The organism is Paenibacillus sp. SYP-B3998 (assembly GCF_010820665.1).
Classification (GTDB): Bacteria; Bacillota; Bacilli; order Paenibacillales; family NBRC-103111; genus Paenibacillus_E.
Window position 1 is genome coordinate 91,126 of sequence record NZ_JAAIKC010000008.1, and the last position, 16,023, is coordinate 107,148.

A 16,023-nucleotide genomic window follows, 5' to 3' on the forward strand; every position below is an offset into this window, starting at 1 on the left:
GTACCGTTGATGAAAATTTATACACGTACTGGAGATGCTGGCCAAACTGGCGTGATCGGAGGAAGAGTCGATAAGGATGATGATCGTGTAGAAGCTTATGGAACGGTTGATGAGCTGAATTGTTATTTAGGTCAAGCAATGAGTTTTATGAATCCAGAGAAATACCCTGATCTGCTTGCCGATATGCTTCAAGTACAGCATGAGCTATTCGATTGCGGCTCTGACTTGGCGCTATTAAAGCAAGAACTTCGTCCATATAAAGTATCCGCAGAGATGGTGGATGCTCTTGAGGGTTGGATCGACAAGTATGATGCCGAAACGCCCGATATTACTCGTTTTATTCTCCCAGGTGGCAGCACAGTATCGTCCACTATTCATATTTGCCGCACGGTCTGCCGCAGAGCGGAGCGACGTGTCGTTACTTTGGCTCGGACCCAGGAAATTAATCCTGAAGTACGCCGTTATTTGAACCGTTTATCGGATCTCTTCTTTACGATAGCTCGGACAGCTAATCATCGCGAAGGTGTTGCTGATGTTGAGTACGCGCGCAGTGCTGAGGTGTTTAGACGTAAATCATGAGTTACTACGAACCCCTTGTTTATATCGTTCCGCCTGAAGAAGAAGGCTTTGTTCTGAAGACGATTTTGCAAAAAAGATTAATGGTTTCCCGCAAGCTGCTGTCGCGTGTCAAATTAACGGAGCAAGGCATTACGGTTAACGGAATAAGGCAGTACATCAGCGTGAAGGTCAATGCAGGAGATCGGGTCGAACTTCGTATGGAAGAGGAGCAGTCTGAAGATATACTGCCTCAAGAGCTTCCGCTCCAAATTATTCATGAGGATGAGCATTTGATCATCCTCGCCAAAGATGCTGGCATCATTGTGCATCCGACGCACGGTCATTATGTAAATACGATTGCTAACGCAGTTGTTTATCATTGGCAGCAAGCAGGCACCACTTGTCGCTTTCGTCCTGTTCATCGATTAGATCAAGAAACTTCGGGTGTGCTTGCCATTGCTAAGACTCCTTACGTGCACCAACAGATATCTGAACAAATGATTCAGCATACGGTCAAAAAAGAATATCTGGCCTTCGTTTGGGGTGTCGTTGCTGAGAAAACAGGCACAATCGATGGGCCAATTGACCGCGATCCTGACCAACCGCACATTCGTATTGTTACGCCAAGCGGTTACTCGGCAGTGACACATTACGAAGTGGTGGAACAATATAAGCAAGCAGCGTTAGTGCGCATCTGGTTGGAAACAGGTAGAACGCATCAAATTCGTGTGCATATGACGCATTTGGGTCACCCGTTGATCGGGGATAAAATGTACACACTGCCTGAATTCGAAAAAACGGATGCAGCTTCTAAGATTCTCGAACATCTTGATCGTCAAGCGCTGCATGCTTTCAAGCTAGGCTTTGTGCATCCGGGGTCACGGGAGTGGGTTGAATATAACGCACCTCTGCCGTCTGATTTGGCAGCTTTGCAAGGCTGGTTACGGTCGTGCATGTAGAAAATCAAAAACCATTAGGGTATCCTGAATGGTTTTTTGATTTATTAATCTAACTGGTTAACCATTCATCACTGGAGCCAACATCAATGTCCATCAATCTCCCTTAAAAGACTCTTGGTGGAACGGACAGTATTTACGCATCAGCTCGGCTGTTTCAAGGTCATCGGGAAGCCCGCGTTCAGAAAGATCTTGAATGATGCTTTCACGGCGTTCTTCCTTTAAATTTTGACCAAATTTGAACTTTGCAGTTAGTTCTTGGATGGAGAGACGCACAACAGATACGCCTTTGAGTTCTGCTCGGTAAGTGGGGTCGTCAGGTGTAATTGGTGCATAGCCTCCTTCTGGCTGCAGCTTCGACATCAACGCTGCAAGTACCTCGGCTTTTTCAACTAGATCATCTGCAGGCTCTGCCTCTCCTCGGATATGGACGGATTTAAAATAAGAGGTGGCCGGACAAGCTTGGCGAGGATCAGTGAAATAGGAGGGAATGATGGCATATTCTTTGGATACAGCAAAACTGACTTTCTTGGAAGCTGCTATTTCAGTCATTTTACTTCCTTTTCTGGATCCGTGAAAATAGATATGACCATTCAGATATACAAAATTGATTGGTGTTAGATGCGGCCAACCTTCTTCTCCTGTTGTTGCTAAATAGCCGTAAGAGGTTTCCTGTAAAAATTGTTCCACCTCTTCCTGTTCTTGAACAGCAAATTCTTTTCTTCTCATTTCAGACGCCTCCTTTTTAAAAAAATCATACCGAAAGAGTGGTTAGATAAAAAGAACCAATTTTCCCGAATTATTATGTACCACTCAATGGATAGCTCATCTGTATAGCTTGACTTTATGTATGGATTAGCCCAAAATTTTAAGGAATGCAACTTTTTATTTTATTTATAAAGGAGAACAATTTCCATGGGAGTTAAAGTATTTGGTTACGATAAATGCGGCACTTGTCGCAATGCAGTAAAGTGGTTAAAGGCAAATAATGTAGAAATAACTGAGAATATTCCCTTATTTGAAGCGCCACCTTCAGTGGCAGAACTAACAAAATTGTTATCGGATAGCGGTTTGGAAATTAAAAAATTTTTCAATACATCTGGTGAGGTTTATAAGGAAATGGGCTTGAAGGACAAGCTATCTGAGATGACTTTGCAACAAAAGCTTGAGCTGTTGGCATCAAATGGGAGGCTGATCAAGCGACCGATCGTGACGGACGGAACTCATGTTACAGTGGGCTTTAAAGAAGCAGAGTACGAGAAAGTATGGACAAGGGGGGGATAAGGTTTGGAACAGAAACAAAGACCTGAACGTAAGAAATCATCTTGGGCACTAGGTGGATTCGTTGCTGTGCTGTTATCTCAAGCCAAGTTAATTTTTGCAGCACTAAAGTTTGGGAAAATTGGCGGAGCCGTAATCAGCATGTTCATTACAATCTGGGCCTATGCTTATATTGCTCCGCTGCCTTTTGCTATTGGTATTGTTGTCATGATATTGATACATGAACTCGGACATGTCATTGCCGCTAAGATGAAAGGGCTTCCCGTTTCAGCGCCAGTATTCATACCCTTTCTAGGGGCGCTGATTACGATGAAGAAACATCCCACTGATGCGGCTACAGAAGCGTTTATCGGGATTGGCGGTCCTATTCTGGGCACAGTTGGAGCAACAGCAGCCTTTGCTTTGGGCGTTTATACGGACTCTGGGGTCATTGTTTCAGTTGCGTATGCCGCTTTTTATCTGAATCTCATTAATTTGCTGCCCATTCATCCGTTGGATGGAGGTCGTATATCCACGGCTGTTACACGCTGGTTGTGGATCGTAGGTTTGATAGGCGGTCTTGTGTTTATTTACTATTTGGGGAACACCGTAAACCGAGTTATCTTTTTTATCATCTGGGCTCTGTTTGCCTGGGATTTGTACAAGAAGTATGTGAAATATAGAAATCGTGAAGAAATCATCTCGGTTTCATCTCGGTTTGAGTTTTACGCGGAGCATCTTCTTCAGCAGGGTTACATGATTCCAGGTGAAAACCACAGCCGTGAGCTTGATTTTACAACATATACGGAATTAACCGGAGCGACAGAGGGGCGTCAAACGATTGTTATGTATTGGCAAGCTATCGGATTCGAAGGCCACGCCTATTTACCTCAACAAGCGCTTATTAAGAAAGTTCAAGTCGTCAAGGTGGAGCGAATTCAAAAAGGGAATGGGCTCAATTTGGCTTTGCAAGTACAAGTTGACTTTGCACCCATTGGCCAACAGGATTCGTACTATGAGGTTCCGACAAAAACTCGCTGGAAATTCGGTGGCGCTTATATTGGGCTCGTGCTGTATCTTCTATGTATGATTCGACTTGTACATCAAACTGCTGTCATGTAACAAACGTGAGTGCTAATCATTAATGTCATTAATTATTACAATAAGGTTGTGAACAATGAAACTATCAGGATCAAAGAGGTTAAGTCAGTTAGGCTCCGCTATTTTTTCAGAAGTGGCCGAGTGGAAGAGAGAGGTTATGAATCAAGGGGTAGATGTCATAGATTTAGGTATAGGAAGCCCTGATTTGCCTCCATCTGAGCGAATAATTGAAGCGATTACGCAAGCTGTTCGCAATCCTTCTTTGTATGGATATCCTTCTTCAGAAGGCAGCCTGACTTTTAGAGAAACGGTTGCTAGGTGGTATCAGTATCGTTTTGGGGTTGAACTTGATCCGACAAGTGAAATTTTAACTTTGATGGGTTCACAAGATGGGCTTGCTCATTTAGCGCTTTCACTCTGTGATCCTGGGGATATAGCAATCGTTCCAGATCCAGGTTACCCCATATATTCGGCAAGTTTAGTATTGGCAGGGGTTGAGCCATACCTGCTTCCGTTGCGGGCGGAAAACGACTTTTTACCAAAATTAGAGGACATTCCGGCAGACGTGGCTGCAAAAGCGAAGTTCATCTTGCTTAACTATCCTAGCAACCCGTTGTCTGCTGTTGCAGATCGAGCTTTCTTTGAGCATCTCGTTGCATATGCCAAGAAGCAAGACTTGCTTGTCATACATGATCTCGCCTACTCCGAAATGGCGTTTGATGGTTATCGGCCGATGAGTATTTTGGAAGTAGATGGAGCGAAGGAGGTAGCCGTCGAGTTTCATTCGTTATCCAAAAGTTTTAACATGGCAGGCTGTAGAATTGCCTTCCTAACTGGAAATGCCGACGCTGTGAAGGCACTGAAAACACTGAAGTCGAATATTGACTATGGCGTATTTCAGGCGATACAAGCCGCTGGAGTTGCAGCTCTAGAAGAAGACATGGAAAGTGACCACTCCGTTGCTGGCGTCTACGAAAGAAGGCGTAATGTCTTCCTGGAAGCTTTGGCGCAAGAAGGATGGAATATTACCCCGCCAAAAGCGACGATGTTCATATGGGCGCCAATACCAAGAGGTTGGACATCTCGACAAATTTCCCGGGAAATGCTGTACCATGCAGGTGTTGTCGCAATTCCAGGTGACGCTTTCGGAGCAGAAGGAGAAGGCTTTGTAAGGATCGCTTTAGTACAAGAAGAAAGCAGATTATTAGAGGCTGCAAAACGAATTGGCAAATGGCTTCGTACAATAGAATGAAATAAAGAGATTTTGGTAAAAATAGGAGAATGAGAGACATCGACTGGTATACATAAGTTCACAAATCTTTCATCTGAAAGGGGTACACATATGGATGCAATTTCCTCATTATCCGAGCTCTTAGCTGAGCAAAAACATTCATCGTTTGTAGAAATTCCGGGAGTTATGGGGCAGACTTTTGGTCAATCCACAATTGCTGCTACATTACCCATGAGCAAGCTGTTCTCTATTTATGAAGTTGATATGGAAGTGCAGCGTGCGATTATTCCACGCAATCTTTCGAAATTGATTGATTATGTCAACTTGTACTTGGAAAATCGGCAGCCGATCTACTTCCCGGGCATCATCTTCTCCGCAAGAGGGGCTGGTCATTATGATGCAGAGCATCAACTGCTGCGTTTGCAACCGATTGAAAAGCTGTATGTTGTAGATGGTCAGCATCGCTTGGCTGCTTTCCAACGTATTATGGAAACTCTGCAGAGTCAGATGGCTCGTGCCAAAGATCGTCGTGAGTATGAGAAGATGGAAGACATCACGGAGAAATTACGTAGATTGTACGCATTCCCCATCTCTACGATGACTTATTTGGACATTAACGCTAGACAAGAGCGTCAGCTATTTTCCGACATTAACAAGCTTCCTCGGAAACTTGGCGGGAATTTGGCGGTGCTTCGCGATCAGCGCAGGTTCTATCATGTTGCTGCAACAGAGCTTGCTTCTAAAGCGCCTGCTATGCAAACTTTAACGGTCGATATGTTCTCTGAGCGCGGCAAATCGCCAGAATACTTGTTTTCATATCACTTGTTAATTGAAATATTGGTGGCTTTGTTTGAAGGTCGAATGAAATCGGCAGCCCGTAATAACGGCTATCAATATGAAGACAAGGATCTGCAAGAGCAAATATTTTTGGCCAGTACTTATTTCAATGGGCTGCTGAATTATTTGCCAACCCCAGCCAAAGGTGAACTTGTCTGGTCCGAAAACATTCAAATCGCGTTAGCGTTGTTCATTCATGAAGAGTCGACCAAGACAGGCAGATTCAACCGTTACGCACTGGAACACGCGCTCAAAATTATTCCGCATATGAACTGGAATAGCATTTATGTTGGTGATGAGAAAGACCGCCTGCCAAGACGAACCCGCATCATGAAAGCGTATCAGCACATCAAAAACTTTTATCAAGAGAAGAACATGTTTCTCATCAGTGATAAGGAGGATGTCGGCTAATGGAAGGATTACGCTTAAAGATGACGATTCACCCGTTTTGCGACAAATTCGGACTCTCCACGGTAGCTCTACGTGTACAGGATTTGCTCAATTACACGATGATCGACCCCATGGTGCAGCGTAAGCTCAGCCATATGCAAAGGCGAAAAATATCCACGTATTTGCAAGAGCGAGAACTCGATCATGTGTTCTTTGGTCCTGTAACCCTTTCTTTACGAGAAGTGAATCAGCTGTCCAAGGGCGAAAAGGAGTTTTTGCTCAAGCATGGCGCCAAACTAAGTATTCTGGACGGTCAGCATCGTATCTTGGCTCTTGGTTATGTGAATGAACAGATGCAAAAGGAAGTTCGGCGTTATGAGAAGAAGTTAACGGTGCTAAAGATCAAGCAGCGGAAATTTCCAGAAGATGTTGAACTGAGGCAAGAGGTTGAGCAAGCGGAAGGAACAGTCAATCAGCTGGAGAGCAGACGACTGGACTTGATGGAGACACAGCTGGCTGTGCAAATCTATATCGGCTTAACAGAGGAAGAAGAACAGCAGTTGTTCGGGGATATTAATTCGAAAGTACAACTTGTGAGCAAGGAGTTGGGGCACTCGTTTGACTCGATTGATCCACTTAACCTAGTCATTCAACAGGTTGTGGATCATAATGTGTACTTAAAAGCAGCAGGTGTTGAACGCCGCAGTAACTTGACCTCGTTCAACCGTAATTTTACTTGTTTCAGTTGGTTGTACGCGACGGCTACGATGTTGTTCTCTGGAAGAATGCAGCCATCTTATGAATTGCAGCGTAGAATTCGGCATGACCCTTCCACTTATGTGGAAATCTTACATCAATTTTTCAATACCCTGCTTCCATTTATGCCTGAGCAACCCGGTTTAGCACAATATTCCTCTGCGAATCGAGTCGTTCAAGAAAGCATCGCGCTTTATGCGAATCGCTTCCTGTTTCCAAACGGCCAATACAATGAAGAATGGACAGATTCACTGCAGATCCTTGACGGCTTTGATTGGTCACACGATAATGAAGAGTTGATCTATGTGTTCGGTTCTTTGGACAATGGCAAAATCAATCTTATTCATGAGAAGTCATTGAAAAAGCATGTAAAGCTTGTTCAGTTCTTTTTGGAAGGCACGGATAACGAAAGTGCTGGTGAAGCAGAAGTTGCATCTCCAGCGTAATAGAGGTAGTTAGGAATTAAAAAACAAGACGGAGCCACCCGATGGGTGACTCCGTCTTGTTTTTTAAGCTAACCTTAGTGCGGTAGATCGTTGGAGACGATGGTTTGCAGTGTTTTATTGCTGTCGGCGTTAAGCTCCCAGAACATGCCGCCACGCAGGCCTTTGGTTTTAAGATATTCATTTTTCAAATGAATGGATTGCTCGTCGTCATAAGTGATGAAAATTTGAGTTGTGGAATTGTATAAGAACGGTGTTTTGGTGGTGTTATTCCAATAACGGGTGAACCCTTGGCCTCCGATCGTATAGTAACCGCTTACATCTTTCGACAAGAAGCCATTGCTTTGTAAGAAAGCAAAGTCATAGGTAGAGCCGGAAGAGCCTCCAGTTGCTTCGCCTGAGCAGCTTTGATACAGTCCGTTACCATTAGGGCCCGCTGAGCAGCCCTTCCAACCATAACCGTAGAATGGCTCGCCGATTGCAAGCTTACTCGCTGGAACACCCTTATTCAAGTACATGTTAACAACGTAATCGACGCTGAACTGCGTGTTTCCTGACGGATCGCTAGGGTCGTGATAAAGTGGGGCTACCATGTTGCTGGAAGAATCCCATGGACCATAGAAATCATAAGTCATAATATTGATCCAATCTAAGGATTGCGCTGCTTTGGAGATCCAATTTGTCGTACCGCCAGCCTCGGCTACGAAGCTTGAGCTTGCGCCAGATGCGATTGTCGTATAGTAGTGTTTATTGTCCTGTAGTCCTGCTTTATCAAGTTCTTGGCGTAAGGTTTGCAGCAGTAATAAATAGTTGGCTTTATCTTGTGTACGCTGGCACGTTTGACCGGATGCGCAAGGCACTCCGATGTTATTTGGATATTCCCAGTCAATGTCAATTCCATCGAAATTGTATTGGCGCAGGAAGCTGACGGCAGAAGCTGCAAAGTTCGCCCTTGTTATCGGATCGGCTGCCGTGTTGGAAAATTGATTGGACCACGTCCATCCCCCAACGGACGCGAATAATTTGAGGTTCGGGTTCGTAGTTTTGAGTTGCTTTAATTTTTTGAGGTTTTCATATCCGCCTCCCCCGCCTGTGCCTTCCGTCACGGGGTCACCAAGCACGATTGAGCCATTAGGAACGCTAATCGTTTGGCCGTCTTCATTTTGGCAAGTCCAGGTAGCGGAATTCGGGTTACCTGGATCAGTTGATGGGTTACCATGCCTGCCATTCCAACAAATGTCTAGGAAAGCGTAGTTAATGACGGTCAGTTTAGAAGCATCAACATTTGCAGGTGTGTAGGCAGGGGTATTGTAGGCAGCCCAACTAGGGAAATAGCCAACAATTTCATATTTCGTTGAGCTAACGGGGAGTGTTGTTGCTGAGACAGAAGCGCTCGGAGCGGAAATATTACCTGCCGCATCTTTAGCCTTAACCGTAAAGGTGTATGGCGTATTGGCTGTCAGTCCAGAAACGGTAAAAGATGTCGAGGAGGTTGAACCAGCCAGAGCAGATCCATTGTAAACATCGTATCCAGCAACGCCTACATTATCTGTCGACGCTGTCCAGCTCAAGGCGATTGAAGCGGTTGTAATTGTCCCTGCGGTAACATTCGAAGGAGCCGTAGGGGCTTGTGTATCTGGGGATGTAGTCAGTACGCTCAATGCTGCACTTGCAGGAGATACATTGCCCACTGCATCTTTGGCTTTGACTGTAAATGTGTAAGTTGTATGAGCCGTTAAACCGGTAACGCTATAGGCAGTTGATACCGATGACCCTACTAATGTCGCACCGCTATAGATATCATAGCCTACAACGCCTACATTATCGGTAGATGCAGTCCAAGTTAAAGCAACGGTAGTGGATGTGACCGTTCCCGCGCTAACATTTGTTGGTGCGGTAGGAGGTTGCGTGTCAATAACAGGAGAAGCTGTGAGCACGGCTAATGCCGCACTTGCAGGAGACACATTGCCTGCCGCATCTTTGGCTTTTACCGTAAACGAATACGTTGTATTGGCGGTAAGACCTGTAACCGTATACGATGCGGAAGCTGAGGAGCCTGCGAGCGTTGTTCCGTTATAAATATCATAGCCGACTACGCCAATGTTATCCGTGGACGCTGTCCAATTGAGTTTTACGGACACTGTAGTTATATTACTTGACGCGAGTGCGGTTGGAGCTGAAGGTGCCTGAGTGTCTGGCGCGCTAGTTTGTTTGGACCAAAGCGCTGGCACGTTCGGCGGTTCCCACCCGTTAAGGGAGGTATGTCCTTGAACACACTGATAAGTATTATTGCTGTAAGTGACCACATCACCTGTTTTATAGGCGGTATTCGGCGCCCACGGTGTTGCGCCAAGTGCAGTAAGCGGCAATACAGTCATTATAAGCATGAAAGCTAGAAGTAGGGAAATTCCTACTTGTTTGACTTGTTTCATTCGTCTATTCACTCTCCTCAATAGGTTGTGATTGCAGAAACTAGATGCAATAATAAGCGAATGCTCACCTCACCTCCCAGAAAACTTGGTTAATGGGCTTGTTAGACCATGAATAAACATCGATCACTCCTCTCCAAATCAACACAAATGTTCTCATTTTGAAAATTAAAGCTTGTTATGCTTATGTAGAATGATTCGTTAATCTTAACCTTTTTCCTCTCGAATACGAGGGGGAGATTTCAACGATACGAATCTTTTATGTAGAATATTATATACCCTGCGGGGGTATTTATATTAAAAAGCAATCCAATTTAAAGAACCAGGATCCACTACAAAATGTAATGGAATCCTGGTTCTTTAAAGTAAAAAGGCACTGAGCAAATTTGTCGGCTGCATAAACATTCAAAAACTACTCTTTTTTAAGTGTCCTTGAGAAAGTGGCCAGATCATAATACATAAAAAACTTTCTACCTTTTTCCGAAATGTTCCAAAAAGTTTTTCGTGAATTGATGATCTTCCTCAGAAATGTAATATTATGTTTCAAGGGATAAAGTCAGCAAGGCGTTCAGTTGGGGTCACCCTTGCACGCGAAAAATTCGGTAAGCTTCAATCGACCAGCTTAACATTCTTTCTATAGTCTGGGACAGAACACTTGCTTCGAGCTTCACTATTTATGCTGTTCGATCTCGTTCTCAAACGCAGGCAATTGGTTTTTGAGGCACTCAATTTTCATACTCATATTCTTGAATGTAGTAATAGTTTGATATTTTCCATAAAATTGACATATGGAAAATAGTTTAATATAATCCTAATAGTTGGAAAAAATTAACTTTGAGTCGCGACGAAGTGAGCTATCCCAACAATAATTAATATAATCAAAATAATTAGAAAGGATGTTATTAGCATTTTAACCATTCACCACACCACCTTTATTCATTTACATTATTATACAATAATTCTAGGAGATGATAAAATATGAAAAAGAAAATTGTAGCAACACTACTTTCCACTGTTGTTGGTCTCACCCTTGTTTCTAGTGCTATGGCTGCAACTAATGAAAGTTCAAATAGTTTAAATGCAACAAAAGTCATTAATTACAACAAACAGATTACGCAACATGCTAGTGAACTTCAAGTGACAGAGCAAAATCCTTATAAAGAAGTAACACTTGAGGATGGTACCGTTTTATTCGCAAGCATATCCGTAACTAAGCAGAATTCTTACTTGAAATCTTTTTCCACTAGTGAAGATCAGGCAACTCAAACCATGACTTCTAGTCAAGGGGCAAAAAATGCTTTTGGTTTTACACTGTATAAATTAGATTATACGACCGTGTGGACATATGACTATGATAAAGTTGTAAGTAGTTACTCTTATGCTTCTGTTGATAATGGAGTTGGTTGGTCATACAAGAGTTCCACTTCAGGTGGGCCAGGTATTAATGATAACGGGAGAGAGCATCAATGGACAGGAACTGCTTCGTTTGCAATTATTGTAGGCGGAATTGACATTTCAAATGAAACACTTATTAATTCCCATAAGGTCCGTTATAACGGGACATATGCTTGGAATTATAGTCATTCATAATTCGAATTTATCACGCAATAGATAGCTGAGGGTAATCTAACAAGCATCACTTTAATACATCTGCTGTTAGCAGTAGATAATTGGTCTCTGCTGAATTAAAAGAAAAGTGTATTTGTATCAACAAAGAAAAAAGTATCTCACTTGAGGAGCTGCTTTTTTCTTTGTTTTTTTACATATATTTACATATTAAATGAATCTAACATTCAACATCCTCGTCTTCTGATGAAACAATAACCTGATTATAAGACTAATTTGATCCCTTCAAGTATTTTGCTATGGCATCTCTACAATGAGTAAGTATTGGATAATTTCACTAGGTAAACCATATTTTTCTGGTATCAGCATGCGTGTTTTTACCCGATGCCACCAAGATTCTCTAGAAGAATAAAATGTTTACATATCATCGTTGAACAGATTGTCATATTATAAATACATCCTAATATATGTGTTTTGGTCGTTATTTTTCCAAGCAAATATTGAATTTGATTTTGAAGAACAAAGTAACTATTCTGTCTCTTTCTTACAGAACATAATGCTGCAGCGAAACCTGTAACGACAACAAGACTAATCTCACGCTCGACCAATAGTTGCTCTAAATTCGTTTTTCAGAAAGCATTTGGAATAGGTCTTGGTTATAATAAAATCCTCTTGTTCCATATGATTTTCTGGAATGAACGCCAGCTGTTCAGGACTTACGGAGTCAGCATCTTCTATATCTTGAATGGGGATCACTCCCTTTTACATAGGCAATCCTAAGAAACGGTTTTATAAATCCATTCTTTGACCATACTGCATAATGTTAGCCAATACACATGCAGGAGGCAGTTGGACGATGTTGGCCGTTCATCAACGTATGGCAGAGTTATGGACTTTACGCAGAGCGAGGGAGCTCACACGGGCGGAGCAAGATGAACTGATGCTGTGCTTGGAAGCAAATGCGACGTATGTCTGGAATCGCTTAAAGCTAGAAAATTTATCGCTTTGCGCATCGCTCACAAGCGATTATGATTGGCTACATGAAATATGTGAGCGTATTGAAAAGCTTGAACCAAAGCACTGACCCTTCCGGTCGGTGCTTTTTTCCTTTTCTGCGGAGAGGGGGGCGAGTATAATGGGAATAGTCATGTTTTGGGAAAAGGAGATTTCTACATGGTTAGCTGGTTCAAGCAACTAGGGAGACCCCCTGGAAGATTGCTGCTCCTAGGAATTATTTTATTGACAGGATTGCTGTTACGGCTCGTTATCGCACCGATGTGGGTAGGTTACGATACGGACGTTCGAACGTTCTTAGCATGGTCAGACCGCGCATACACAGTAGGTTTATCCGGTTTGTATACGAATGCCAAAGATTATTTTCTAGATTACCCGCCGGGTTATATGTATGTCCTTTATTTGGTTGGCATGCTGCATCACAAGCTCGCCATCCCTTGGGTAAGCTCGGAATCCTTAATCTTATTAAAGCTGCCTGCCATTTTAGCTGATTTGGTAACAGCCTGTATCGTATATGGGATAGCTAAAAGCGAGAACGCTAGCAGCCGAAAGTGGCTTCAATCTTTGGGATTTGCTGCCTTGTTCACATTTGATCCGGCAATCTGGGTGAACTCTGCCGTTTGGGGGCAAGTGGACTCGTTTTTCATGTTGTTTATTCTCATTACTTTCTTGTATCAGCAAAAGGGAATGCTTCCGCAGGCTTCTGTGTTCATGGCCTTATCGATTTTATTAAAACCCCAGGCTTTGTTATTTGGCATTTTTCTACTTATCGATGTCATCCGTAAACGGAATGCTATGTTATTTATCGTATGTGTTCTGAGCGGTGTGGCTACCATCGCTGTATTTACGCTTCCTTTTGCGGTTGGAAGAGGATATGGCTGGTTGATCGATCTTTATTCGGGGACATTAGCTTCCTATCCGTACGCTTCACTGAATGCCTTCAATCTCATGGCGCTGTTGGGTGGTAATTTTATGGATATGACGACAGGCGTTGGTCCTGTTTCCTATCAACTGATAGGTTGGGTGCTTATGGCGCTATCAATCGTATACACCTGTTTTTTGTATATTCGCAGTCGAGGACAACGCGGAGCCCTATTTTATCTCGCATTCCTTTTTATCACGGCTGTATTCATGTGCATGACCAAAATGCATGAGCGTTATTTACACTATGGTCTGCTGCTGGCTTTAATGAGTTTTCTATCTATTAAGGATCGAAGAATTTTAGGTTTGTTTATTGGGTTTAGTATAACGCATTTTATTAATGTGGCGGATGTGCTCTTACGAAGTTTCCATCAAGATTACCACATTCCACGCTACGATTCGTTAATGCTGATGATTTCCGCGATCAATGTCGTTATGTTTGGTTATGCATGTTTATTGGGATGGAGGCTTTTCGTGAAACCACAACAAGATCAGGGATCGGACAATGAAACTCCGCATCTGCCGAATAAAAAGAAGGTTGCTTTCACTGAGCGGTGGAACGCAATTTTTAAACCCAGTGAAGATGTGATCGAGCGAAGTGAAAAGGGGCGCTTTTTTTCCAAAAAAGATGGTTTGTATATAGGCGCTTTGGTTCTTGTCTATACATGTATTGCTTTGTTCCATCTGGGTGGACTCAAAGATCCTACAACGTTCTGGAAGCCTGCCAAAGCAGGAGAGGCGGTCATCGCCGATTTGGGCGCGCCGCACACTATTACGAGAATAAACAGTTTTGCTGGTGTAGGGGAGGGTTCTTACTCGTACTGGTTTTCCCTTGATGGTCAGGAATGGAAAGATCAAATTACCGTAAAGTCCGATCATACAAAGGTTTTAACCTGGAATACGGTAGAACCCAAGCATGAAGCAAGATATGTGAAGATCACGATGGATACGCAGGAGAGTGCTGCGCTTCATCTGCACGAAGTGGGTATTTTTGGTGATGGAAGCGACAAAATTCTAAGGGTAGCCCTGGTGACGGAACAAGAAGTGAGTGCTGCTGATGAGGGGAAGCCTGCGTTTTTATTTGATGAACCTCGTGTGGTTCCCTATACACCTACATATATGGAAGGTACTTATTTTGATGAGATTTATCATGCGCGAACAGCCTATGAGCATCTTAACAAGATTGAACCTTATGAGAGCACGCATCCACCGCTTGGGAAAATTCTTATATCGATTGGTATTTATGTGTTCGGTCTGAATCCGTTTGGTTGGAGAATCGTAGGCACATTATTTGGGGTGGCTATGATTCCGCTCATGTATGTGTTTGCAAAACGCATGTTCGGGCGATCGGAGTATGCCTTCATCGCAGCATTCCTGCTTACCTTTGACTTCATGCACTTCGCACAAACTCGCATTGCTACGATTGATGTGTACGGCGTGTTTTTCATCATGTTGATGTTTTATTACATGTATCGCTATACAACGCTTAGCTTCTACAGGGAACGACTTTGGACAACCCTGCTTCCGCTTGGGCTGTCCGGACTGTTCTTCGGTATCGGCGCAGCATCGAAATGGATTGTAATTTACGGAGGCGCCGGGCTTGCACTGCTTTTGCTCTTGTCACTGTTAGAGCGTTTCAGCGAATACCGATTTGCTAGTAGATTGCTGCGTGAAGATAGGTCAATATCAGCTATTCCTCCTGAGGAGTCAGATAAGGATATAGAAATATCCGAACACCTTCCACTTCAGAAGGATGAGCGCAGCCGACTTCAGCTCGTGCAGCGGCTCTTTATAAGGAACACGCTGCTTACGCTAGCTTGGTGCGTATTGATGTTTGTTATCGTCCCACTTGGCGTCTATATGTTATCTTATATCCCTTTCATGATGGTGCCTGGTCCAGGACACAACTTGAAAGATGTAGTCACCTATCAGGTCCATATGTACAAATATCACAAAGATCTCGTAGCGACGCATCCGTTCGCTTCGCCTTGGTGGGAGTGGCCGATGATGCTAAGGCCGATCTGGTATTATCAAGCAAAATTGATGCCGCAGGGCATGTTATCTAGTATCGTATCGTTTGGAAATCCACTCGTCTGGTGGCCAGGATTAGTAGCAGTTATCTTTTCGTTTTATGTGGCCTTTCGTAGGAAAGATCACAAGTTGCGCATGCTGCTGATCGCTTATTGTTCACAGTATTTGCCCTGGATCCTTGTTCCAAGGTTGACTTTCATTTACCATTACTTTGCGATGGTGCCGTTCCTCATTCTCATTTTGACCTACTATGTGAAGGCGTATTTGGAGGAAGGCCCGCTTCATAAGCGGCGATGGGTGCTTGGATATTTGATTGCAGTTTTTGTTATGTTCGTTATGTTTTATCCCATTCTTTCTGGAATGATGATTCCATCGGCGTATTCGTTCTTCCTTCGTTGGTTACCTGGTTGGAATTTCTTTTGATCAACTAGGGTTGACGATAGGAAATGGCGATGTTAAGATAAATCCAAGTTAATTACTATGGATTTATACAAGTTGACCAGATTGCTGGAGACTCCCCCTTTGCTCGA

At 43.4% G+C, this 16,023-nt stretch carries 12 protein-coding genes; 10 read left to right on the forward strand and 2 right to left on the reverse strand.

Annotated elements, in window-relative coordinates; all coding sequences use genetic code 11:
* Positions 1–9: 9 nt before the first annotated feature.
* A complete protein-coding gene (locus tag GK047_RS19510) occupies positions 10–579 on the forward strand; it encodes a cob(I)yrinic acid a,c-diamide adenosyltransferase (protein WP_163950541.1) in 570 nt (189 codons plus the stop codon).
* The gene (locus GK047_RS19515) at positions 576–1,517 is read left to right on the forward strand and encodes an RluA family pseudouridine synthase (RefSeq protein WP_163950544.1); all 942 of its coding nucleotides are present in this window, start codon (positions 576–578) and stop codon (positions 1,515–1,517) included. Before GK047_RS19510 ends, GK047_RS19515 begins: the two co-directional genes overlap by 4 nt.
* A 93-nt stretch (positions 1,518–1,610) precedes the next feature.
* On the opposite strand, the gene GK047_RS19520 is transcribed toward GK047_RS19515, so the two are convergent.
* Positions 1,611–2,243 carry a pyridoxamine 5'-phosphate oxidase family protein gene (locus GK047_RS19520; RefSeq protein WP_163950547.1) on the reverse strand — a complete coding sequence of 211 codons (633 nt, stop codon included), beginning with the start codon at positions 2,241–2,243 and terminating at the stop codon, positions 1,611–1,613.
* Positions 2,244–2,429: 186 nt separating this feature from the next.
* Between GK047_RS19520 and GK047_RS19525 the strand changes: the two genes are divergently transcribed.
* The 5 genes from GK047_RS19525 (at position 2,430) to GK047_RS19545 (ending at position 7,535) form a co-directional block, all read left to right on the forward strand.
* Positions 2,430–2,798, forward strand: a complete 369-nt coding sequence (locus GK047_RS19525) for an arsenate reductase family protein (protein WP_163950549.1) — start codon at positions 2,430–2,432, stop codon at positions 2,796–2,798.
* A 3-nt stretch (positions 2,799–2,801) separates the two neighbouring features.
* A complete protein-coding gene (locus GK047_RS19530) occupies positions 2,802–3,896 on the forward strand; it encodes a site-2 protease family protein (RefSeq protein WP_163950552.1) in 1,095 nt (364 codons plus the stop codon).
* Between the two features lie 55 nt (positions 3,897–3,951).
* On the forward strand, positions 3,952–5,127 hold the full coding sequence (locus GK047_RS19535; RefSeq protein WP_163950554.1) for an aminotransferase class I/II-fold pyridoxal phosphate-dependent enzyme: 1,176 nt from the start codon (positions 3,952–3,954) through the stop codon (positions 5,125–5,127).
* Positions 5,128–5,217: 90 nt separating this feature from the next.
* On the forward strand, positions 5,218–6,354 hold the full coding sequence (locus tag GK047_RS19540; RefSeq protein WP_163950556.1) for a DNA sulfur modification protein DndB: 1,137 nt from the start codon (positions 5,218–5,220) through the stop codon (positions 6,352–6,354).
* On the forward strand, positions 6,354–7,535 hold the full coding sequence (locus GK047_RS19545; protein ID WP_163950559.1) for a DNA sulfur modification protein DndB: 1,182 nt from the start codon (positions 6,354–6,356) through the stop codon (positions 7,533–7,535). Before GK047_RS19540 ends, GK047_RS19545 begins: the two co-directional genes overlap by 1 nt.
* 74 nt (positions 7,536–7,609) lie before the next feature.
* On the opposite strand, the gene GK047_RS19550 is transcribed toward GK047_RS19545, so the two are convergent.
* Entirely contained in the window at positions 7,610–9,964 is a 2,355-nt protein-coding gene (locus GK047_RS19550; RefSeq protein WP_163950563.1) for a glycosyl hydrolase family 18 protein, read from the reverse strand.
* Positions 9,965–10,939: 975 nt separating this feature from the next.
* Between GK047_RS19550 and GK047_RS19555 the strand changes: the two genes are divergently transcribed.
* The 3 genes from GK047_RS19555 to GK047_RS19565 all read left to right on the forward strand — a co-directional run bounded on the left by GK047_RS19555 (position 10,940) and on the right by GK047_RS19565 (position 15,916).
* Entirely contained in the window at positions 10,940–11,551 is a 612-nt protein-coding gene (locus GK047_RS19555; protein ID WP_163950566.1) for a hypothetical protein, read from the forward strand.
* 796 nt (positions 11,552–12,347) lie between these two features.
* Positions 12,348–12,611 (forward strand): DUF7667 family protein, encoded by a 264-nt coding sequence (locus GK047_RS19560; protein WP_481856020.1) that lies wholly within the window; start codon positions 12,348–12,350, stop codon positions 12,609–12,611.
* Positions 12,612–12,700: 89 nt separating this feature from the next.
* Complete coding sequence (locus tag GK047_RS19565) at positions 12,701–15,916, forward strand: glycosyltransferase family 39 protein (RefSeq protein ID WP_163950583.1); 3,216 nt, start codon at positions 12,701–12,703, stop codon at positions 15,914–15,916.
* Positions 15,917–16,023 lie beyond the last annotated feature (107 nt).